The organism is Lutimaribacter degradans, assembly GCF_023703375.1.
GTDB classification, from domain to species: Bacteria; Pseudomonadota; Alphaproteobacteria; order Rhodobacterales; family Rhodobacteraceae; genus Lutimaribacter; species Lutimaribacter degradans.
The window spans coordinates 16,431-37,555 of record NZ_JAMQGO010000013.1; the positions used below are offsets into that span (position 1 = coordinate 16,431).

Genomic DNA, 21,125 nt, shown 5'->3' on the forward strand with positions numbered 1-21,125 from the left:
CGCAGATGTCAGCCAAAAACCGTCAGAACCGCCGACAACCCCGAGCGGATCAGCAGGTCGACCACCCCGAAGAATACCGCCGTAAGTGCGGCCATGATGAACACCATCACGGTGGTCAACACCACCTCGCGGCGGGTCGGCCAAACCACCTTGGCCACTTCGGCCCGGGTCTGCTGAATGAATTGAAGGGGGTTCGTGCGCGCCATGCCTGCACCTTTCGATCAGATCAGAAGCCCACATATCGGGGGTCGCCGGCGATTTCAAGGGCACCTTGCCCGCAATCAAGCCTGCATCTCGTCCTGCAAGCGTTCGAAGCGGCGTTTCAATGCCTCGGCGTGGCGGTCCTGCTGGGCCTGCAGCGAATCGAGGTCGGGCAAATATAGCGCATCCACCATGCCCTCTGGAAAACGGTCAAGAAACGCGTCCCAGCGCATGGCGAAGGCATCCATGCGTTGCCGCAACCGTTCTGCCCGGGCCGGGCGGCGGGCATGGTAGCCGCGGTAAAGGCGTAAAACACCGTTCCAGAACCGGTCACGCCCAGACGCTGCGAACACCCCGACCACGAGGATGATCGGCAACAGGGTCAACGTCACCAGCAACCACGGCCGGAACAGCGCCAGTAACACCAGGACCGCCAGGACCGCCAGCGCGATGTGGCGGCGCGACGGTCGGTAGGCAAGGATACGGGCCTTGATTTGAGAGGCAACACCATGTGGCAACGGGGCATTTCTGGCCGCTGGCGCCGAGGCCCGCTTCGTTTCGGCATGCCTCGCTTCATTGGCCATGCCCCCGTGGGCTGGCGCCGGATTTGCCGGTCGCGCATCGCCATCATCCATCAGCGCACGAATGGCCAAAAGGTCTTCGTCAGGGTTCGTTTTGTCATTCTGTTTCGTCATGCCCACCTCGCAACACACTACAAAAATCCACCGCAACGCGGCTGGCATCATCGCCCCGGACATTGGCAAGGAATTTCGACCATACCGCGTCAACACGATGGCAAAACAGCGGCACCATGCAGTTGCCCTGTGTCCCTGTGGCACGACGTGAGGTAAAATCAAGCCCACCCAACAGTTTACCTAGCCCGGTGGCCGCGCTCCGAAAATTGAATTTGTGCTTGCGCCACGCGCTTCGTAACGTTCCCCTTGGTGGGCCGCGCACAAGGGAGGAGCGCGCGATGTGGACAGGACCGCAGCTGGGCCCCGACAGCCCCGGCTTTGACGACAACCGTGCCCGGATGCTGCAGGGCATCGAACATTTGCGCGCGCTGGAACGGCGTGCCGCGGAAAAATCCGAACAACGGCGCGCGCGCTTTCATGAACGCGGCCAGATCACCCCGCGTGAAAGGCTGGCCCGGCTGCTTGACCCGGGCATGCCGTTTTTGCGTCTGCACAGCCTTGCGGGCTATCTTGCTGACACCGACGATCCAGACACCTCGATCCCCGGCAGCACCTTCATCGCGGGTATCGGCCACGTGTCGGGCGTGCGGGCGGCCATCATCGTGGATGACAGCGGCATAAATGCCGGTGCGCTCAGCCCCATGGCACTGCAGGCGATACTGTCGGTGCAAGATATCGCGCTGCGCCAAAGACTGCCATTCATCCACCTGGTGGAAAGCGCCGGCGCAAACCTGATGAATTACCGGGTCGAGGATTGGGCCCATGGCGGCGCGGTTTTTCGCAACCTTGCCCGGCTCTCGGCGGCAGGGCTACCCACGGTCGCGGTGCTGCACGGCCCATCAACCGCAGGTGGCGCCTATATGCCCGGGCTGTCCGATTACGTGATCGCGGTAAAGGAAAACGGCATGGCGGCCCTGGCCGGTGCGGCCCTCGTCCACGCTGCCACGGGCGAAACGACCACCGACAAGGAAGTGGGCGGCGCCGAAATGCACGCCACGGTGTCGGGCCTCGTCGAGTACCTGGCCGAGAATGACGCCCACGCCATCGACATGGCCCGGCGCGTGATGGCGCGGCTTGACTGGAACCGCGACGTGCCAGCACCCAAGAAACGCGACGTTGCGCCGCCGTCCCGTGACATGGATGAGCTTGCCGGTATCGTGCCGACCGACCCCAAAACCCCTTACGACATGCGCGAGGTCGTGGCGCGGCTGGTCGACGGCTCGGATTTCGACCAGTTCAAGCCCGATTTCGGCCCCGCGACGCTGTGCCTGCAGGCACAGATCCACGGTATCACCGTGGGCATTCTGGCCAACAACGGCCCTATCGACCCGAACGGCGCCAATAAGGCCACACATTTCATCCAGGCCTGCGACCAGGCCGGCACGCCTTTGATTTTTCTCAACAACACGACCGGCTACATGGTCGGCACCGCGTATGAGCGCGCGGGCATCATCAAGCATGGATCCAAGATGATCCAGGCCGTCTCGAACGCCGATGTGCCCAAGATCACGCTTTATTGCGGCGCCAGTTTCGGGGCTGGCAATTACGGGATGTGCGGCATCGCCTATCAGCCCGACTTCCTGTTTGCCTGGCCAAATTCACGCTCGGGCGTGATGGGCGGCGAACAGGCGGCCCGCACCATGAGCATGGTGGCCCGCGCCGGGGCAAAGCGCCGCGGTGCCGCGCCGGACGAGGACCGGATCGCGCAACAGGAGGCCACGATACAGGCGCTTTTCGACCGCCAATCCGATCCCTTCTTCACGTCGGGGCGATGCCTTGACCACGGGGTGATCGACCCCCGCGACAGCCGAAAGGTCCTGGCGTTGTGCCTGCTGACCTGCCTTGAGGGGCGGCAGCGCAAGCTGCGGCCCAACAGCTTTGGCGTGGCAAGGATGTGACCATGGCGTCCGAAACGATCCTTGTGGCCAATCGCGGTGAAATTGCCTGCCGCATCATGCGCACCATCCGGGCGCTTGGATTGCGTAGCGTGGCAGTCCATTCCGAGGCCGACGCCGATGCACCGCACGTGGCACTGGCCGACGAGGCGATCTGCATCGGCCCCGCCCCGGTCACGCAAAGCTATCTCAACATTTCGGCCATACTGGACGCCGCGCAAGCCAGCGGCGCACAAGCCATCCATCCCGGCTATGGTTTCCTGTCGGAGAATGCGGGCTTTGCCCGCGCCGTGAGCGAGGCCGGGCTGACCTTCATCGGGCCGTCGCCACGGGCGATCGAGACAATGGGCGACAAGGCCGCCGCCAAGCGCGCAATGATCGAGGCCGGTGTGCCCTGCCTGCCGGGCTACCAGGGCAAGGATCAATCCGATGCGACCCTGTTGGCCGAAGCCGAACGGATCGGCCTGCCACTGATGGTCAAGGCGGCCGCCGGCGGTGGAGGACGCGGAATGCGACTGGTCGCCCATGCGGCAGAGCTGCCCGATGCGCTGGCGCGCGCGCGCGCCGAGGCACAATCGACCTTCGGTGACGACGCCCTGATCCTGGAGCGGGCGGTGCAAGACGCGCGCCACGTCGAAATCCAGGTCTTCGCCGACAGCCATGGCACGGCACTCCACTTGGGCGAGCGCGATTGCTCGGTCCAGCGCCGCCACCAGAAAGTGATCGAAGAGGCCCCCTGCCCCGTTCTAACCCCCGAGCTGCGCGCCGCGATGGGTCGGGCCGCGGTGCAAGCCGCGCGCACCGTGGATTACCTTGGCGCAGGCACGGTGGAGTTTCTGCTTGATGCCGATGGCAGCTATTATTTTCTTGAAATGAACACCCGGCTGCAGGTGGAGCATCCGGTGACCGAAATGATCACCGGGCTGGATCTGGTGGCGCTTCAAATCGCCGTCGCAAAAGGAGCGCCCCTGCGTTTGGCACAGGAAGACATCAATCTTGACGGTCACGCGATCGAGGTTCGGATTTATGCCGAGGACCCGGCGAAAGATTTCTTGCCGGCAACCGGTCGGATCGCCGCGTTCGACCCGGCCATGGGTGAGGGCATACGCGTTGATGCCGGCATTGCCACAAACCAGGCCGTCAGCCCCCATTACGACCCGTTGCTGGCCAAGGTTATCGCCCACGGCCCCACACGCGAGGTCGCCCGCCAGCGCCTGTTGTCTGCACTGGAGCAAACGGTTCTTCTTGGCGTGACGACGAATGCCGCGCATCTGGCCGATATCCTGGCACAGCCCGCATTCGTCGCAGGCCGGGCCACCACGGGCTTCATCGCTGGCACCTATGGCACCGGCATTCCCGCCGACCATGCCGACAGCGCCGAACAGGCCGCCGCGGCGGCGCTGATCGTCGAGGCCCGGGCGCAACAGGCCAGAACGGAGTCGACGCTGCCCGACGACAGCCTGATGGGCTTTGCCTCCGATGGCGGACAGGCCGTGCCGCTTGATCTTGAGCTTGGCGGCAGTGGGCATACGGTTTTTGCCCTGGCGCAGGGGCCGGGGTGTTGGCAGATCAGCGGCCCGGGCTGGCGCCACGAGGTGAAGTTGCTTGCAACACCCCCGCGCGCCAGGATGCAGATTGATGGCAGGCGGCGAAAGTTCAGTTTTGCCCTGGATGACGATGGCGGTCTGTATCTGCAATCAGGGTCCCGGGCCTTTCACATACGCCATCGCCGCAGCTGGGCCGAGGCGTCCGAAGCCGGGGCTGCGGGCAGCGTTACGGCGCCGATGCCGGGGCTTGTCATCTCGGTGGACGTGCAACAGGGCCAACCCGTCGAAAAGGGGCAGGTTCTCGCTGTTCTGGAAGCGATGAAGATGCAGCACCAACTACGCGCCGGCACCAGCGGCATTGTCAGCCAGGTTGACGTGCGCACAGGTCAGCAGGTCGAGGCTGGCACCCTCATCGCTATCATCGAGGAAACGGAGACTACCGCATGACCCTGACCGAAGCACAAGATTTCCTTGCAGAAAGCGAGACGCTCCATTCGCTTTTGGCCGATCTGCCCGAGGCGGGATTTGACACCACCACACAGTTCAAGGGCTGGACCATCGACGATGTCTTGGTGCATCTGCATTTCTGGAACCGCGCGGCCGATCTTTCGGCGCGCGATGAGCCCGCGTTCCAGCGCATGATCGCCCCGGTCGTTGCCTCGTTCCAGCGGGGCGAGGGAATGCGCGGCCCGGAAAACGCCACGATCGAGCTGCGCGGCCCTGCCCTGCGCGAGGCATGGATCACCCATGCGCGCGACATGGCTCACCGCTGGGCCGGTATGGACCCGAAGGCACGGCTGCCCTGGGCCGGGCCGTCAATGTCGGCGCGGTCTTCCATTACCGCGCGTCAGATGGAAACCTGGGCGCACGGGTTCGAGGTCTTCGACGTCTTGGGCCAGGCGCGCACGGAAACCGACCGCATCCGCAACATCGTGATGTTGGGCGTCAACACGTTCGGCTGGTCGCACAAAGTCCATGGGCTTGACGTGCCTGCGGCAATGCCCGCGCTTGAGCTGACCGCCCCCTCGGGCGCACGCTGGCACTTCGGCGACGCATCCGCGGGCCGAATCAGCGGCCCGGCCGCGGATTTTGCCGCGGTCGTCACCCAAACCCGCGCGCTGGCCGACACCGCGCTGACGGTAGACGGCCACGGGGCGCAGCAATGGATGGCCCATGCCCAATGCTTTGCCGGGCCACCCAACCTGCCCCCGGCACCGGGCAACCGGCATCGCAAGGCTGTCTGACATGGACAAGGCAATCCTTACCTGCGCGCTCAACGGCGTTCTGACCGATCCTGCCAAGCACCCCGTGCCCGTCACGCCAGAAGACTGCGCCGCCTCGGCAAAGGAGGCGATGGCCGCCGGCGCCTCGGTCATACACGTGCATTATCGCCAGCAGGCACCCGGCAAGGGCCACTTGCCCAGTTGGGATACGCAGATGGCGCGCGACATCGTCGATGCCATCCGCGCAGCCTGCCCCGGTATCGTGATAAACTCTACAACCGGCACCGTGGGGCCGAACTACCAGGGCGCGCTCGACGTTCTGCGCGCCCTGCGCCCCGAGATCGGAGCCTGCAACGCCGGGTCGCTCAACTATCTGAAACTGCGCCGCGACGGCAGTTGGGCCTGGCCGCCCATGCTGTTCGACAACACGCCCCAAAAGGTGGGGGATTTTCTGAATGTCATGTCCGAAACCGGCACCCGCCCCGAATTCGAATGTTTCGATACGGGCATCGTGCGATCGGTGGGCATGTATGTACAAAACGGCATGGCCGAAACGGCGCAGTACAACCTGGTGATGGGCGTCGCTTCGGGCATGCCGGTGGACGCAGCGTTGCTGGACTGGCTGATGGGCTATCTCATTCCCCGCGCGCCCTGGCAGGCCACCCTGATAGGACGCGAGGAAATTTGGCCTGTCCACCAACGCGCGGCCGAGTTGGGCGGCATGCTGCGAACGGGGGTCGAGGATACGTTCTACCTGCCAGATGGCCGGAAAACGCGCTCGAACGGTCAGTTGATCGAGGCGCTGGCCGGCTGCGCGGAAAACGCCGGCCGAGCCATTGCCAGCCCGGCCGAGGCGCGCCAGATCCTGGATCTTCCGGCAGTTTAGGCGTCCACCGGCCTGCGCCCCGGCGCGGGCCTACGCAACGTCACAAATCATGTCGGCGGCCTTCTCGGCGATCATGATCGTGGGCGCGTTGGTGTTTCCACCGATCAACGTGGGCATCACGCTGGCGTCCACGACGCGCACCCCCTCAAGCCCATGAACGCGCAGGTCCGGGCCAACCACCGCCATGTCGTCGACGCCCATCCTGCAACTGCCCACCGGATGATAGATCGTGTCGGCGCGCGCGCGGATATGCGCCGCCCACTCCGCATCGCTCAACCCGTCGTGCAGCCCAAACATTTCCTTGTGGCGATAGCGCGCCATCGGTTCCTGCATCACGATCTGGCGCGTCAGCTTGGCCCCCGCGATCAGCGTATCAAGGTCGCGCCTGTCCGATAGGTAACGCGGGTCGATGCGCGGTGCCGCCAGCGGATCGGCACTTTCCAGCCCCACCACGCCACGCGAGCGCGGTCGCAGCACGCAGACATGTACCGAGAACCCGTAGCCGGGGTGCAGCCTGCGCGCATGATCATCGACAATGGATATCACGAAATGCAGTTGTATATCCGGCAGATCCAGCGTCGGCGCGGTTTTCAGAAACGCCGCGCCCTCGGCGAAGGGCGAGGCGATCATTCCCCCGCCGTCCTTGCGCCAACGCAGCATGTGACGCAGCAGGTTCGCCCCGCCCGTCAGCCCGATGCCGAAATTGTCGGTATCCTTCGATTTCCACGCAAGCGTGAAATCCAGGTGATCCTGGAGGTTCTTCCCGACACCGGGCAGTTCGTGCAGCGGCTCGATCCCGTGGGGCCGCAGGTCATCGGCCGCGCCTATGCCGGACAGTTGCAGAATCTGGGGTGAGTTGAAGGCGCCACCGCACAAGATCACCTCGCGCCGCGCGGTCACCGTCTGCGCGCGCCGGCCTTGCCGAAACGCGACGCCGACAGCGCGTTTGCCATCGAACAGGATGCGCGTGGCCCGCGCATGGGTCAGCACGATCAGGTTCTTGCGCTTTTCCATCACCGGATGCAGATAGGCCGCAGCCGCCGAGCACCGCTCGCCGCGACGCTTTTCATCATGGAACTGCGTCACCTGGTATAGGCCCACACCCTCGTTATCGCCGGTATTGAAATCCTGTCGCTCGCGGATCTGCATCTGCTTGGCCGCTTCGATAAAGGCACGGCTGATCGGGCGCGGGTCGTTCTGGTCGCTGACCTGCAAGGGGCCATCGGCTCCGTGCGCCGCGTCGGCCCCGCGTTCATTGCCCTCGGAGCGTTTGAAATAGGGTAGAACGCTGTCCCAGTCCCAGCCCTCGCAACCCAGGGCGGCCCATTGGTCGTAATCGGCCCGGTGCCCGCGCACGTAAAGCATGGCGTTGATGGCCGAGGAACCGCCCAAGGCGCGCCCGCGCGGCTGGTAGCCACGCCGCCCGTTCAACCCCCCTTGCGGGGCGGTCTTGAAGGCCCAGTTGTTGATCTTGCCCCATCCCGGCAGCATCGCCACTGTTCCTGCCGGTGCGCGCACGAAAATGCTCTTACCACCGCCGCCAGCCTCGAGAAGGCAAACAGTCGTGGCCGGGTCTTCGCTAAGCCTTGCGGCCAAGCTCGCCCCGGCTGACCCACCGCCAATGATCACGTAATCGGCCTGCATTGCACCCCTCCCTTTTTACGGGAATTGAAGCGCAGCCCGCGCGCCCTTGTCCAGCGAAACCGAGGGTCAGCCGCCCGGGGCCGACGCAACGGCATCAAGCCGGCCGGCCATCAATGCGCTGAGCGCAACCATCGCCGCCGCCGTGCCCAGTGTCAGCGGCAACCCGGCCAGTTGATAGGTCAGCCCCGACAGCACCGTGCCCAGCAATCGCCCACCCGCATTGGCCATGTAGTAGAACCCGACATCCATCGTCACACGCTCGGCCCGGGTGAAGGCCAGGATCAGGTATGAGTGCAGCGAAGAGTTCACGGCAAACAACGCGCCGAACACCAAAAGCCCCGCCACCAGCGTTGCCGTAAGCCAAGGCGCGGCCCCGCCTGCAAGGGCCACGGCCACGGTCAAAACGACGGGAACCACTGCCAGGGCCAATGCCCAGCCGCGCACCGCGCGAACAAGTGCAGCCTCTCCCCGGTCTTTCGCCCGCAGGATACGAGGGGCGCCCGCCTGAACCGCGCCGTAAAGGATGATCCAGACAGCCATGAAGGTTCCGATCATGAAGAAAGCCGCGCGGTCGCCCGCCTCGGACCCATCCGACAGAACCGCGTAGAAATAGACAGGGATGCCCACAACGAACCACACGTCCCGCGCGCCGAACAGGAACACGCGCGCCGCCGACAGCCAATTGACATTTGCCGAGTCGGAAAACACCTCGGAAAACTTTGCTCCCTTGCGCCCGCGCGGCAGGCCGGCGGGCATGAACACCACCACCGCGCCCAGGATCACCGCCAGAGCGGCGGCCATCCCGAAAACTGCCGCGGTAAACCCGAATAGCCCCAGCAGGGCCGCGCCCAGCAGGAACCCAAGGCCCTTGACCGCGTTTTTCGACCCGGTCAGCACCGCCACCCAACGGAAAAGCCCATCGCCCTGTGCCGGTGCCAGTAACTTGACCGCCGATTTCGAAGACATCTTGGCCAAGTCCTTGGCCACGCCGCTGGCCCCCTGCACTGCCATGACAAACGCGACCGAGGCCGCGACCGACCATCCCGGATCAAGTTGCGCCAGCGCCAGCAACGCCATCACCTGGATACCAAGCCCCGCATACAGCGTGGCGGTCAGCCCGAACCGGGCCGCGATCCAACCCGCTGACAGGTTGGTAACCATGCCCGCGATTTCGTAGAGTACGAACAGATACGCCAGTTGCACCGGGCTGAACCCCAGCGTGTGAAAATGCAACAGAACCAGCATCCTCAATGCACCGTCGGTCAACATGAAGGCCCAGTAGGCGGCGGTGACGGCGATATAGGCGCTCAGCCCCTCGGGTCGATCGGTCAAAGAGAGGCCCCCACCATGAACGCCACGTCGACCAGCCTGTGGGCATAGCCCATTTCGTTGTCGTACCAGGCGTAAACCTTGACCTGCGTGCCATTGACAACCATGGTCGAGGGCGCATCAACGATGCCAGAGCGCACATCATTGGTATAATCCGCGCTGACCAAGGGCTTTTCTTCGTATCCCAGGATGCCGGCCAACGGCCCTTCGGCAGCGGCCTGGAACAATGCGTTCACTTCTTCGGCGGTGGTCTCGCGCTCGACCTCGAAGACGCAGTCGGTCAGGGACGCGTTCAGCAGCGGCACCCGCACCGCGTGGCCATTCAGTCGCCCGGTCAGCTCGGGGTAAATCAGCGTGATCGCCGTGGCGCTGCCCGTGCTCGTGGGGATCAGGCTGTTCAGGGCCGAACGCGCACGGCGCAGGTCCTTGGCCGGGCGGTCGACAATGGTTTGCGTGTTCGTCACATCGTGGATCGTGGTGATAGACCCATGCTTGATGCCCAGGTTTTCATGGATCACCTTCACTACTGGTGCGAGGCAATTGGTCGTGCAACTGGCCGCCGTCACGATTTGGTGCTGCGCCGGGTCATAGGTGGCATGATTGACGCCATAAACGATATTGGCGGCCGGCCCGTCCTTGACCGGCGCGCTGACCACCACCTTTTTCACACCGGCGGCGAAATAGGGGGCCAGCTTGGCCTGCGTCTTGAACGCCCCCGTACAATCGATCACGACGTCGACGCCGTCGAGCGGCAACGCTTTCAGATCGGTCGTGCCTATGAACGGAAGGCGCGTGCCATCGATCGTCACACTATCGGCGTCATGCGAGAATTTCGCCGGCCATCGGCCGTGCACCGTGTCGAACTCCAGCAGATGCGCATGCATTTCGGAATCGCCCACGGCATCGTTGATCCAGGCGACATGGGCCCCGCGTTCCAGCAGCGGGCGTAGCGCCAGTTTTCCGATCCGGCCAAGGCCGTTGATGGCGTAGGTGGTCATGATGTTTCCTTCGGGTTTGTGCTGGCAATGTCATCGACCGCCGTTTGCAGGGATATACGGTCAAGCGCCGCGAACGGCAGGGCGGTAAAAGCGCGGATACGATTTGCCAGCGCGCCGTAGGCCTGCTGAAACGCCAGCGATTTCTGTGCATCGGTTCCCTCGACCTTCACCGGGTCGGGTACGCCCCAGTGGCCGGTTATGGGCTGGCCCTCCCATGCAGGGCATTCCTCGTTCGCCGCGCGGTCGCAGACGGTAAACACGAAATCCATACGTGGCGCCTCGGGGTCCTGGAATTCTGAAATGTTTTTGGCGCGCAGACCCGAGACATCATGCCCCTTGGCCTGCAACACCTCCAACGCGAACGGGTTCAACGCGGAAAAGGGCGCCGTGCCTGCCGAGTAAGCGTTGAAGCGATCGCCGGCAGTGGCGCGCAAGACGGATTCCGCGAAAACCGACCGGGCCGAATTTCCCGTGCAGATGAACAGTACGTTATATTTGTCGTTCGCCATGGCGGGCTCCTTTAGCGAAAGGGGCAAGGCCACGCCCAGGTCGGCGCGGCCCCGGCAGCAATCGGTCAACAGGAAATCGAGCGTCTGCCGCACCGTCGACATCTGGATCGCATAGCGCAACGACGTGCCCGACCGCGCCTGGGTCACCAGCCCCGCCTGTGCAAGGGCAGAAAGATAGGCCGACAGGGTCGATGGTTTCAGCGCCAGAACGGCCGCGATTTCCCCCGCGGGCAAGGCATCGGGGAAACGCCGCATGAGCAAACGAAAGATCGCCAGGCGCTGTGGATGCGCCAATGCGGCCAGCGTGGGGATAACCTGATTTTCCATATTTCTCGAATTACCGAAATATTGACCTGTCGCAAGTGAAACTTTGATGACAAAGCACTGTCGCTTGCCACGGCTGATCGGTAACCTGTCTTCATGACGCAGCCCATGCCCCAGCTTACCAATGCCCAGATCGTCACCCTGACGGATTGGCGCCGCAGCCTGCATCGCCACCCCGAGCTTTCGGGCCACGAGACGCAGACAGCGGCGCGCGTGCTGAAAATGTTGCAACCCAGCGCGCCCGACCGGGTGCTGACGGGCCTTGGTGGTGACGGTTTGGCCGCCACCTATGACAGCGGCCAGCCCGGACCACATATCTTGCTGCGCTGTGAACTGGACGCTTTGCCAATACAGGAAATCGGTGATGTGCCGCATCGCTCGACAATGCCCGGCGTGGCGCATCTATGCGGCCATGATGGGCATATGGCCATGCTGATGGGCGTTGCGCATCTGCTGGGCCGGCAGCGGCCGAAACGCGGCGTCGTTACCTTGCTTTTCCAGCCCGCCGAAGAAGACGGAGCCGGCGCGGCCCGCGTACTGGCCGACCCTCGCTTTGCCGATATACGCCCCAGCCATGCCTTTGCCATCCACAACCTGCCGGGCTTGCCGTTGGGCCATGTCATGCTCGGCTCGGGGCCGGTGATGTGTGGCTCGCGTGGGATGCGGGTACGGCTGAGCGGTCGCACCGCCCACGCATCCGAGCCGGAAAAGGGCACATCCCCCATGTCGGCCCTGGCTCGCCTGATGCCGGCCCTTGCCGGGCTGAGCCATGGAAAGCCCGACATGGATGACGATTTTCGGCTTGCCACGATATGCCATGCGCGCCTGGGCGAACCGGCCTTTGGCGTGGCCCCTGGCGAGGCCGAGCTGTTCGTGACATTGCGCAGCTTGCGCAATGACCAGATGGAGCGCCTGGTGCACGCCGCCGAAACGATGGTGCAGCAGGCCGCCAGACAGGATGGCCTGCACGCAAACATCGACTATCACGATGTATTCCTGACAACCGAGAACACGCCCGGTGCCACGAATATTGCCCGCGCCGCGCTTGACCGTTTGGCAATTGCGCATGACGAGGCCGGACTGCCCCTGCGCCCGTCCGAGGATTTCGGCCGTTTCGGCGGCAATTGCGAACTGGCCATGCTGTTTCTGGGTGCCGGTCGCGACATGCCCGCCCTGCACAACCCCGATTACGATTTCCCCGATGATCTGATCCCGATCGGGGTGCGGATCTTCGCGGCCATTCTGGACGAGGTGAACAAGGCAGGCTGACAGGGGCATCCTGCGTCGCTATCGTTGTTTTCAGACGCGACGGGGCATGGCGATGATAAAGAACCTGGAAATGCTGCTGGCATTGGCGAAGGAAAAACATTTCGGTCATGCGGCAGAACGCCTCGGCATCACGCAGCCCAGCCTTTCCAGTGGCATCAAGCAACTCGAAGCGCAGCTGGGCGTCAAACTGGTGCAACGCGGCTCGCGCTATGGCGGGTTGACGCCCGAAGGACAGCGCGCACTGGTCTGGGCCCGGCAGATCGTCGGCGACAGCCGCCGGCTGCGCGACGAGATGCGCTCGGTGCGCGAAGGGCTCTCGGGTCACCTGCGTCTTGCCGTCATCCCGACCGCACTGACCTGGGCCGCGCGGTTGACCACGGAATTCGCGCAGGCGCATCCCAACGTGTCGTTTACCGTGCTGTCGCGGGCCTCGACTGAAATTCTCGACCTGCTGGAAAACCTCGATGCGGATGCAGGCATTTCCTACCTGGATAACGAACCATTGGGCCGTGTGACTTCGACCCCTTTATATAATGAGCATTTCGCGCTGGTTTGCCGCGACGATCACCCGCTGGCCGCGCGCAGCAATGTGGCCTGGTCCGAATTGGGCGGGATCGAGCTGTCACTGCTGACACCGGATATGCAGAACCGCCGGATCCTCAACCGTAATTTCATGGAAGCCGGAGTGGAGCCGCACGCCCGTATCGAAAGCGGCTCGACCATCGTGCTGGTGGCCTCGGTGATAAACGGGGGGCGGGCAACGATTCTGCCCGAGGATCATGCCCGTTTCCTTGCCAAGGGCCATCCGCTTTCGGTTGTGCCGATCGAAGAGACGCATGGCGCGCCCGCGGTGGGGGTGATCGCTCCCTTTCAGGACACCCGAACACCGGTTCTGACCGCGCTTTTCCGCGTGGCGGGGCGGATTGCGACGCATGAGAGCGCGCAGACGACACGATAGATTTTATCTATCAAAGAACGAAATAACGATATTGATTGCTGAACCAAACATGCGCAGAAACCAAGGCGTTGAGCATGGGAGACGCCAATGCGCATGGACGCCGCCAACGTCGCCGAGGATGTGCTGAAAACCAGCACCGATCGCATCCTTTCAGACCTCGAAGGGCTTGAAGGCCCGCTTCTGCCGATCCTGCACGCATTGCAGGACGAATTCGGCTTTGTTCCGCAACAAGCCGTGCCATTGATCGCCGAGCGGCTGAACCTTGGAAAGGCCGAGGTGGCGGGGGTCATCAGCTTCTACCACGATTTCCGCGCAGCCCCTGCCGGTCGCCGCGTGCTGCGCGTGTGCCGCGCCGAGGCCTGCCAATCGATGGGTGGGAACGAACTGGCGCAGCGACTGCAGGAAAGGCTGGGTATCGGCTGGGGCGAAACCACGCCCGACGGCGCAGTGACGCTTGAACCGGTCTATTGCCTGGGCCTGTGTGCCTGCGCGCCCGCCGTTCAGGTCGATGGCGATTTGCTGGGCCGTGCCGACATCGACCGGATCGAAACCATCCTGTCGGAGGCCGCACGATGAAGATCTACCTGCCCCGCGATGCCGCCGCCAAGGCCCTGGGGGCCGAAGCCGTGGCCGAGGCCCTGGGGGCCGAAGCCGCCAAGCGCGGTGTCGAGGTCACGCTGATCCGCACCGGAACACGCGGCATGATCTGGTTGGAACCGCTGCTCGAGATCGAGATCGACGGGCAGCGCCACGGGTTCGGCCCGATGCTGCCACGCGATGTGCCCGCCCTGTTCGATGACCCCACCGTACATCCGCGCGCGTTGGGGCCGGTGGACGATCTGGACTGGATGAAACGCCAGACCCGCCTTACCTTTGCCCGCTGCGGCGTGATCGACCCGCTGTCGCTGGATGACTACCGGGCACATGGCGGGCTGAGCGGCCTGCGCCGCGCGCTTGGCATGACCGGCCAACAGATCGTGGACGAGGTGAAAACCAGCGGATTGCGCGGGCGTGGCGGCGCCGGCTTTCCGACCGGCATCAAGTGGCAGACCGTACATGACGCACAAGCGCCGCAGAAATACATCGTCTGTAACGCCGACGAGGGCGACAGCGGCACGTTTGCCGACCGCATGATCATGGAAGGCGACCCCTTTACCCTGATCGAGGGAATGATTATTGCAGGTTTGGCCGTTGGCGCCACGCGCGGCTATGTCTACCTGCGCAGCGAGTACCCTGATGCGATCACGGTGATGAACAAGGCCGTCGAAACCGCCAGGGCCGCCGGTGTGCTGGGCGGCGATGTGTTGGGGTCGGGCCGGGCCTTCGACATGGAAATTCGCACGGGGGCCGGCGCCTATGTCTGCGGCGAGGAGACATCGCTGCTCAACAGTCTTGAAGGCAAGCGCGGCGTTGTGCGCGCCAAGCCGCCGCTCCCCGCTCTCGAAGGTTTCATGGGCCGCCCCACGGTCGTGAACAACGTGATCAGCCTGGCCACCGTTCCGGTGATCTTCGAACGAGGCGCGCAGTATTATGCCGATTTCGGCTTGGGCCGGTCGCGCGGCACAGTGACGCTTCAGATCGCGGGCAACGTGAAACGCGGCGGGCTTTTCGAAACGGCGTTCGGCATCACGCTGGACGAGGCAGTGAACGATCTCGGCGGCGGTACAGCCACGGGTCGCCCAGTCAAGGCAGTGCAAGTGGGCGGGCCGCTGGGCGCCTATCTGCCCGCATCGAAATTCGAGGCACCCCTGGGGTATGAAGAGCTGGACGCCGAAGGCGGGCTGCTTGGCCATGCCGGGCTGGTCGTGTTCGACGAACGGGCCGACATGCTGGAGATGGCGCGTTTCGCCATGGAGTTCTGCGCCATCGAAAGTTGCGGCAAGTGCACACCTTGCCGCATCGGCGCTGTGCGCGGCGTGGAAACCATCGACCGTATTGCACAAGGCGACGGCGCGGCCGTCGAGCTGCTGACCGACCTGTGCGAGACCATGAAAGAGGGCTCGCTTTGCGCGTTGGGGGGCTTCACCCCCTTCCCCGTGATGTCCGCCCTGTCCCACTTCCCCGACGAGTTCGCGACCGCGAAGGAGGCCGCAGAATGAAGGATTTCATCATCCCCGACGACCGTGACATGGGCACGCCCGCGTCCAAATCGGACGTCATGGTGACGCTCACCATCGACGGGTTCGCGGTTACTGTGCCCGAGGGCACATCGGTCATGCGGGCCGCCGCCGAGGCCGGCGTACAGGTGCCCAAGCTTTGCGCCACCGATAGCCTCGAGGCGTTCGGATCGTGCCGGCTCTGTGTCGTCGAGATCGAGGGCAGACGCGGCACGCCCGCCTCTTGCACCACGCCTGTCAGCGACGGCATGGCGGTGCACACCCAGTCAGACAAGGTACGCAAAATCCGCAAGGGCGTGATGGAACTGTATATCAGCGACCACCCGCTCGACTGCCTGACATGTGCCGCCAACGGCGATTGCGAATTGCAGGACATGGCTGGCGCCGTGGGCTTGCGCGACGTGCGCTACGAAGCGCCGGAGGGCGCAGGACTGGCCAACCATTTTGCCGCGCGCGACACCAGCGGGCAGGCCAACCCCGAGTACCTGCCCAAGGATGACAGCAACCCCTATTTCACCTACGATCCAGCCAAATGCATCGTCTGCAACCGCTGTGTGCGCGCCTGCGAAGAGGTGCAGGGCACCTTTGCCCTGACGATCGACGGGCGCGGCTTCGACAGCCGCGTGTCGGCGGGCGCATTCAGTGACGATTTCCTGAACTCCGACTGCGTCAGTTGCGGCGCCTGCGTGCAGGCCTGCCCCACCGCGACATTGCAGGAAAAATCGGTGATCGAGATGGGCACGCCCGATCGCAGCGTGGTGACAACCTGCGCCTATTGCGGCGTCGGCTGCTCGTTCAAGGCCGAGTTGCAGGGCGACCAGATCGTGCGCATGGTGCCCTACAAGCATGGGAAGGCAAACCGCGGGCATAGCTGCGTGAAAGGCCGCTTTGCCTATGGCTATGCCAGCCATGGCGACCGGATCCTCAACCCGATGATCCGCGATACCATCGACGAACCCTGGCGCGAGGTTTCTTGGGACGAGGCGATCACTTTCGCCGCCAGTCGCCTGCGCGGCCTGCAGGAAAAATACGGGCAAAAGAGCATTGGCGTCATCACCTCGTCGCGCTGCACGAACGAGGAAACCTATCTCGTCCAGAAACTGACCCGCGCGGTGTTCGGCAACAACAACACCGACACCTGTGCGCGAGTCTGCCATTCGCCCACCGGCTACGGGCTGGGCCAGACATTCGGCACCAGCGCCGGCACGCAGGATTTCGACAGCGTCGAGCACACCGACGTGGTGATCATCATCGGCGCCAACCCCACCGATGGGCACCCAGTCTTTGCCAGCCGCTTGAAAAAGCGCCTGCGCGCGGGCGCGAAGTTGATCGTGATCGACCCGCGCCGCATCGACCTGGTGAAATCGGCCCATGTAAAGGCCGCGCATCACCTGCCCCTGCGCCCCGGCACCAACGTCGCCGTGGTGACCGCGCTGGCCCATACCATCGTCACCGAGGGGCTGTTCGACGAAGCGTTCATTCGGGACCGCTGCGATTGGGATGAATTCCAGGACTATGCCGCCTTCGTCAGCGATGCCCGTCACAGCCCCGAGGCGACCGAGATGCTGACCGGCGTTCCCGCGGATGAGCTGCGCGCCGCCGCGCGCCTCTTTGCCACCGGCGGCAACGGCGCCATCTATTACGGCCTGGGCGTGACCGAACATTCGCAGGGCTCGACCACCGTGATGGGCATTGCCAACCTCGCCATGCTCACCGGAAATATCGGCCGGCCCGGCGTGGGCGTGAACCCGCTGCGCGGCCAGAACAACGTGCAAGGCTCCTGCGACATGGGCAGCTTTCCCCACGAACTGCCCGGCTATCGCCATGTGAAGAACGCCGACGTGCGCGAAGTATTCGAAAAAACGTGGGGCGTGCCGATCGACCCAGAACCGGGCCTGCGCATCCCCAACATGCTCGACGCCGCCGTCGATGGCACCTTCAAGGGGCTTTATTGCCAGGGCGAGGACATCCTGCAATCCGACCCCGATACCAAGCACGTGGCCGCCGGGCTTGCCGCCATGGAATGCGTCATCGTGCACGACCTGTTCCTGAACGAGACCGCCAATTACGCCCATGTCTTCCTGCCCGGCTCGACCTTCCTCGAGAAAGACGGCACCTTCACCAATGCCGAACGCCGCATAAACCGCGTACGCGAAGTGATGAAGCCCCGCAACGGTTACGCCGATTGGGAGGTGACACAACTTTTGGCCAACGCGATGGGCGCAGGCTGGCATTATACCCACCCGGCCCAGATCATGGAAGAAATCGCCGCCACCACGCCCAGCTTCGCCGGCGTCACCTATGACCTGCTCGAAGAAAAGGGCAGCGTGCAATGGCCCTGCAACACGGACCACCCCGAGGGCACGCCGCTGATGCATGTCGACGGTTTCGTGCGGGGCAAGGGGCGTTTCATCGTCACCGAGTACGTGGCCACCGATGAACGCACCGGCCCGCGCTTTCCGCTGCTGCTCACCACTGGGCGCATCCTGTCGCAATACAATGTCGGCGCCCAGACAAGACGCACCGAGAATATCATCTGGCACGACCAGGACGTGCTAGAAATTCATCCGCATGACGCAGAGAACCGCGGCCTGCGCGATGGTGACTGGGTGCGCTTGGCCAGCCGTTCCGGCGAAACCGCGCTGCGCGCAAAAATCACCGACCGTGTCAGCCCCGGGGTGGTCTACACCACCTTCCATCACCCCGACACGCAGGCCAACGTGATCACGACCGATTATTCCGACTGGGCCACCAACTGCCCGGAATACAAGGTAACGGCGGTGCAGGTCAGCCCGTCGAACGGCCCATCCGAATGGCAGGAAGACTATGCCGCGCAGGCCGAACGGGCCCGCCGCATCCTGCCGGCAGCGGAATGATGGCGATGACAGTGCGCGCCCATAAATCGCTTGCCGGGGTTTCGGTACACCCCGGAGGACAGCACGCCATCGGCCGCGCCCTGCCCGACGAGGTGCCCGTGGCGCTCGTTTTCGATGGCACGACCCAGGCGGTCATGATGGCCAGCCCCGATCGCATCGCCGATTTCGCCCATGGCTTTGCCCTGAGCGAAGGCCTGATCGGCGGTCTCGACGAGGTTGAAGGCTTCGAGGTCATTCACCACGACCGCGGAATCGAGGCGCGGTTCTGGCTCGCATCCGATCGTGGCGCAGCGCTGAAACAGCGCCGCCGTGCGATGCTGGGCCCTGTGGGCTGTGGCCTCTGCGGTATCGACAGCCTGGATGCCGCCATGCGCGATCTGCCGCGCCTTCCCGATACGGGGCTGCACCTGACCGCGCATGAGGTTGCCACCGCCACCGACGCGCTGTGCGCCCATCAACCACTGCATGATCGCACCCGCGCCACCCACGCAGCGGGCTTTTTGCAACCGGGCATGGGCATCACCTGCGCCCGCGAAGACGTGGGGCGCCACAACGCGCTCGACAAGCTGATAGGCGCGCTGGCCCGCCAGGGCACCGATCCGTCCACCGGCGCCTTCGTGCTCACCAGCCGCGTCTCGATCGACCTGGTGCAGAAAACCGTGATCGCTGGCGCGCCGGTGCTCATCGCCGTTTCGGCCCCCACCGCGCTGGCCGCCGACACCGCCGATAGCGCGGGGCTCACGCTGGCGGCCTTCGCCCGCGGTGGCGGTTTCGACATTTTCGCCCACGCGCATCGCATCATCGACGGAGCCTGACATGACACCCGAGAAAATGACCATGATGGCAAACCAGATCGCCACCTTCTTCAAGTCGCAGCCGGGCGACGATCAGCCATCGCGCATTGCCGCCCATATCAACGATTTCTGGGATCCGCGCATGCGGGCACAACTATCCGAACACGTGGCGCAGGGTGGGGCCGGGCTCGACCCGTTGGTGATCGCGGCGATGGCAGAAATTCGCGTCCCGGCCTGATCTTCCTCTTGCCCGAAATACCCCGGGGGCGTCCGCGTCACGCGGACGGGGGCAGCGCCCCCACACCCCAGGCCCGAAAGGGGCCGAGATTTCAAGCGTCGCGCCAGCGACACCGCTGGATCATGGCTAAAGTCCGGGCAACCACAACGCAGTTGCGGAAAGACCACCAACAGCACGACCAGGATCAATGAACACCCCATAAAGGGAAACGCCGATACGTAGATGTCGCGCATCGCGGTCTCGGGCGGGGCCACGCCTTTCATAACGAACAACAAAAAGCCAAAGGGTGGCGTGGTAAAGCTGATTTCAAGCGCCAGCAGCATTATCAAGCCGAACCACACCAGGTCGAACCCCAGCGATTGCGCCAGCGGGAAAAAGATCGGCACGGTCTGCAGCATCATGGAAATCTGCTCCATGAACATCCCCAGGAGCAGCACCGCGAACATCACGCACAACATGGCAATGGGGGCCAGGTCGTAGCTGGTCGCCCAGTCGATCAATCCGCGCGATGCGCCCGAAAAGGCCAGAAGCTGGCTGAACGTGGCCGACCCGAAGACGATGATATACGCCATCAGCGTCACCTTCAGCACGGCCAATGCGGAGGGCGGGATGATGATCGCCAAGCCGCCCGTGCCCAGTATCGGCCCGATCGACATGTGTTTCTTTTAGCCGCGCCTGCTCATCTCCGGCACCACCAGGCTGCCCAGCAGCGCGGTGGAGCCCATCGAAGACCCAGACAAGGTGGAAAACCCGGGGCCGCCCAACACGGTGACATAACTCAACCGCCCAGGCAGCTTGCCCATCAGCCGGTCGATGGCGTTGAACATCCGCGCGCCCAACCCGGTGTGAAAGAATATCTCGCCCATCAGCAAAACAGCGGAATAGGCGCGAGGGCGAACTTGGTCAGTGACCCAAGCCCGTTATTGAGCAACGCCGAGACACCGCGATCCCCGCCCATGAAGACCCAGGCCCCCACGATATTGGCAGCAAGAAAGGCCAACGCCACGGGCATTCCCAGCGCCATCAGCCCCACTATAGACCCCAGCAAAAGGGCCAGTGCCTCGTACCACTCCATTATTCGTGTATCCCCGCTTGCCCCGAGTGCAAAAGATCTTCCCCAAAACCGAAGCGCGCGAATTCCACTGCCATCAGGCCAAAACTGACAGGGAACGAGATCGTCAAGATCCAGCGCGGAAAGTACTAAGCACGCACGGCGTAATCGTTTCGTTCAAGATTGGTGGCCACCAGTTCGACGCCTTTCCACGCCAGGACCACGCAAACCAGCACGCAAAAAACGGCGACCGCTCGGCTGACAACGCGACGCAGCGCTTCGGGCAGGGCCGCCGTCACCAGTTCGATATGGACATGGCCTTTTTCGCGCGCCAGCAAGGGCGCGCCCAGCATTGTCATGTACAAAAGCGCGTATTCCGACGAGGTGAACAGCCATGCAAAGGGCTGGATTCCAGCATTGCGCATAGCGACCGACACGATCACCGACACCATCAACCAGATCAGCATCGCGCCGGCGACACCCGCCATCAGGTATAAAAACATGGTATATGTGCGGATAAGCGCCTGCATTGCCTGCCCCTTGCCCAAGAAAATGCGGGCGGCCCGTCTCG

General features: G+C 63.9%; 17 protein-coding genes and 2 pseudogenes. 11 read left to right on the top strand and 8 right to left on the bottom strand.

Going from position 1 to position 21,125, the window contains the following annotated elements; genetic code table 11:
* Nucleotides 1-8: 8 nt before the first annotated feature.
* Together secE and M8744_RS15450 are read right to left on the bottom strand one after the other, a co-directional pair.
* The gene (secE, locus tag M8744_RS15445; RefSeq protein WP_251419418.1) at nt 9-206 is read right to left on the bottom strand and encodes a preprotein translocase subunit SecE; all 198 of its coding nucleotides are present in this window, start codon (nt 204-206) and stop codon (nt 9-11) included.
* Between the two features lie 75 nt (nt 207-281).
* Nucleotides 282-896 (bottom strand): hypothetical protein, encoded by a 615-nt coding sequence (locus M8744_RS15450; RefSeq protein ID WP_251419420.1) that lies wholly within the window; start codon nt 894-896, stop codon nt 282-284.
* A gap of 278 nt (nt 897-1,174) precedes the next feature.
* On the opposite strand from M8744_RS15450, the gene M8744_RS15455 reads away from it, so the two are divergent.
* Genes M8744_RS15455 through M8744_RS15470 form a run of 4 tightly spaced genes read left to right on the top strand, consistent with a single transcriptional unit; the run spans nt 1,175 to nt 6,447 of the window.
* Complete coding sequence (locus M8744_RS15455; RefSeq protein ID WP_251419422.1) at nt 1,175-2,794, top strand: acyl-CoA carboxylase subunit beta; 1,620 nt, start codon at nt 1,175-1,177, stop codon at nt 2,792-2,794.
* Nucleotides 2,795-2,796: 2 nt separating this feature from the next.
* Nucleotides 2,797-4,785 carry an acetyl/propionyl/methylcrotonyl-CoA carboxylase subunit alpha gene (locus M8744_RS15460; RefSeq protein ID WP_251419423.1) on the top strand — a complete coding sequence of 663 codons (1,989 nt, stop codon included), beginning with the start codon at nt 2,797-2,799 and terminating at the stop codon, nt 4,783-4,785.
* Complete coding sequence (locus M8744_RS15465; RefSeq protein ID WP_353049796.1) at nt 4,782-5,582, top strand: TIGR03084 family metal-binding protein; 801 nt, start codon at nt 4,782-4,784, stop codon at nt 5,580-5,582. Before M8744_RS15460 ends, M8744_RS15465 begins: the two co-directional genes overlap by 4 nt.
* Before the next feature lies 1 nt (nt 5,583).
* The gene (locus tag M8744_RS15470) at nt 5,584-6,447 is read left to right on the top strand and encodes a beta-keto acid cleavage family enzyme (protein WP_251419425.1); all 864 of its coding nucleotides are present in this window, start codon (nt 5,584-5,586) and stop codon (nt 6,445-6,447) included.
* A gap of 30 nt (nt 6,448-6,477) precedes the next feature.
* On the opposite strand, the gene M8744_RS15475 is transcribed toward M8744_RS15470, so the two are convergent.
* From M8744_RS15475 to M8744_RS15490, 4 genes are all read right to left on the bottom strand, one after another.
* Entirely contained in the window at nt 6,478-8,091 is a 1,614-nt protein-coding gene (locus M8744_RS15475; RefSeq protein WP_251419427.1) for a GMC family oxidoreductase, read from the bottom strand.
* 66 nt (nt 8,092-8,157) lie between these two features.
* Complete coding sequence (gene arsJ / locus M8744_RS15480) at nt 8,158-9,423, bottom strand: organoarsenical effux MFS transporter ArsJ (RefSeq protein ID WP_251419429.1); 1,266 nt, start codon at nt 9,421-9,423, stop codon at nt 8,158-8,160.
* Nucleotides 9,420-10,418, bottom strand: coding sequence for an ArsJ-associated glyceraldehyde-3-phosphate dehydrogenase (locus tag M8744_RS15485; protein WP_251419431.1), 999 nt, complete (start codon nt 10,416-10,418; stop codon nt 9,420-9,422). Before M8744_RS15485 ends, arsJ begins: the two co-directional genes overlap by 4 nt.
* Nucleotides 10,415-11,254 (bottom strand): arsenate reductase/protein-tyrosine-phosphatase family protein, encoded by an 840-nt coding sequence (locus tag M8744_RS15490; RefSeq protein WP_251419433.1) that lies wholly within the window; start codon nt 11,252-11,254, stop codon nt 10,415-10,417. Before M8744_RS15490 ends, M8744_RS15485 begins: the two co-directional genes overlap by 4 nt.
* A 93-nt stretch (nt 11,255-11,347) precedes the next feature.
* Here M8744_RS15490 and M8744_RS15495 point away from each other — a divergent pair, with 93 nt between their 5' ends.
* The 7 genes from M8744_RS15495 to M8744_RS15525 all read left to right on the top strand — a co-directional run bounded on the left by M8744_RS15495 (nt 11,348) and on the right by M8744_RS15525 (nt 19,503).
* The gene (locus tag M8744_RS15495; protein WP_251419435.1) at nt 11,348-12,520 is read left to right on the top strand and encodes an amidohydrolase; all 1,173 of its coding nucleotides are present in this window, start codon (nt 11,348-11,350) and stop codon (nt 12,518-12,520) included.
* Nucleotides 12,521-12,572: 52 nt separating this feature from the next.
* Entirely contained in the window at nt 12,573-13,478 is a 906-nt protein-coding gene (locus M8744_RS15500) for a LysR family transcriptional regulator (RefSeq protein WP_251419437.1), read from the top strand.
* Nucleotides 13,479-13,565: 87 nt separating this feature from the next.
* Complete coding sequence (locus M8744_RS15505) at nt 13,566-14,054, top strand: formate dehydrogenase subunit gamma (protein ID WP_251419439.1); 489 nt, start codon at nt 13,566-13,568, stop codon at nt 14,052-14,054.
* Nucleotides 14,051-15,577, top strand: coding sequence for a formate dehydrogenase beta subunit (locus M8744_RS15510; RefSeq protein WP_251419441.1), 1,527 nt, complete (start codon nt 14,051-14,053; stop codon nt 15,575-15,577). The genes M8744_RS15505 and M8744_RS15510 overlap by 4 nt, the downstream gene beginning before the upstream one ends.
* Nucleotides 15,574-18,471, top strand: a complete 2,898-nt coding sequence (gene fdhF, locus M8744_RS15515; RefSeq protein ID WP_251419443.1) for a formate dehydrogenase subunit alpha — start codon at nt 15,574-15,576, stop codon at nt 18,469-18,471. Before M8744_RS15510 ends, fdhF begins: the two co-directional genes overlap by 4 nt.
* Entirely contained in the window at nt 18,468-19,286 is an 819-nt protein-coding gene (fdhD, locus tag M8744_RS15520; RefSeq protein ID WP_434481380.1) for a formate dehydrogenase accessory sulfurtransferase FdhD, read from the top strand. The genes fdhF and fdhD overlap by 4 nt, the downstream gene beginning before the upstream one ends.
* A gap of 1 nt (nt 19,287) precedes the next feature.
* Nucleotides 19,288-19,503 carry a formate dehydrogenase subunit delta gene (locus M8744_RS15525; protein WP_251419445.1) on the top strand — a complete coding sequence of 72 codons (216 nt, stop codon included), beginning with the start codon at nt 19,288-19,290 and terminating at the stop codon, nt 19,501-19,503.
* A 126-nt stretch (nt 19,504-19,629) separates the two neighbouring features.
* Here M8744_RS15525 and M8744_RS17870 read toward each other — a convergent pair.
* Nucleotides 19,630-20,578, bottom strand: a pseudogene (locus M8744_RS17870) (TRAP transporter large permease subunit).
* A pseudogene (locus M8744_RS15545) lies at nt 20,578-21,084 on the bottom strand (TRAP transporter small permease). Before M8744_RS15545 ends, M8744_RS17870 begins: the two co-directional pseudogenes overlap by 1 nt.
* Nucleotides 21,085-21,125: the final 41 nt, after the last annotated feature.

Excerpts from the sequence above, each read along its gene's own strand:
- secE (WP_251419418.1), bottom strand. The coding sequence starts at position 206 with ATGGCGCGCACGAACCCCCTTCAATTCATTCAGCAGACCCGGGCCGAA.
- M8744_RS15450 (WP_251419420.1), bottom strand. The coding sequence starts at position 896 with ATGACGAAACAGAATGACAAAACGAACCCTGACGAAGACCTTTTGGCC.
- M8744_RS15455 (WP_251419422.1), top strand. The coding sequence starts at position 1,175 with ATGTGGACAGGACCGCAGCTGGGCCCCGACAGCCCCGGCTTTGACGAC.
- M8744_RS15460 (WP_251419423.1), top strand. The coding sequence starts at position 2,797 with ATGGCGTCCGAAACGATCCTTGTGGCCAATCGCGGTGAAATTGCCTGC.
- M8744_RS15465 (WP_353049796.1), top strand. The coding sequence starts at position 4,782 with ATGACCCTGACCGAAGCACAAGATTTCCTTGCAGAAAGCGAGACGCTC.
- M8744_RS15470 (WP_251419425.1), top strand. The coding sequence starts at position 5,584 with ATGGACAAGGCAATCCTTACCTGCGCGCTCAACGGCGTTCTGACCGAT.
- M8744_RS15475 (WP_251419427.1), bottom strand. The coding sequence starts at position 8,091 with ATGCAGGCCGATTACGTGATCATTGGCGGTGGGTCAGCCGGGGCGAGC.
- M8744_RS15485 (WP_251419431.1), bottom strand. The coding sequence starts at position 10,418 with ATGACCACCTACGCCATCAACGGCCTTGGCCGGATCGGAAAACTGGCG.
- M8744_RS15490 (WP_251419433.1), bottom strand. The coding sequence starts at position 11,254 with ATGGAAAATCAGGTTATCCCCACGCTGGCCGCATTGGCGCATCCACAG.
- M8744_RS15495 (WP_251419435.1), top strand. The coding sequence starts at position 11,348 with ATGACGCAGCCCATGCCCCAGCTTACCAATGCCCAGATCGTCACCCTG.
- M8744_RS15500 (WP_251419437.1), top strand. The coding sequence starts at position 12,573 with ATGATAAAGAACCTGGAAATGCTGCTGGCATTGGCGAAGGAAAAACAT.
- M8744_RS15505 (WP_251419439.1), top strand. The coding sequence starts at position 13,566 with ATGCGCATGGACGCCGCCAACGTCGCCGAGGATGTGCTGAAAACCAGC.
- M8744_RS15510 (WP_251419441.1), top strand. The coding sequence starts at position 14,051 with ATGAAGATCTACCTGCCCCGCGATGCCGCCGCCAAGGCCCTGGGGGCC.
- fdhF (WP_251419443.1), top strand. The coding sequence starts at position 15,574 with ATGAAGGATTTCATCATCCCCGACGACCGTGACATGGGCACGCCCGCG.
- fdhD (WP_434481380.1), top strand. The coding sequence starts at position 18,468 with ATGATGGCGATGACAGTGCGCGCCCATAAATCGCTTGCCGGGGTTTCG.
- M8744_RS15525 (WP_251419445.1), top strand. The coding sequence starts at position 19,288 with ATGACACCCGAGAAAATGACCATGATGGCAAACCAGATCGCCACCTTC.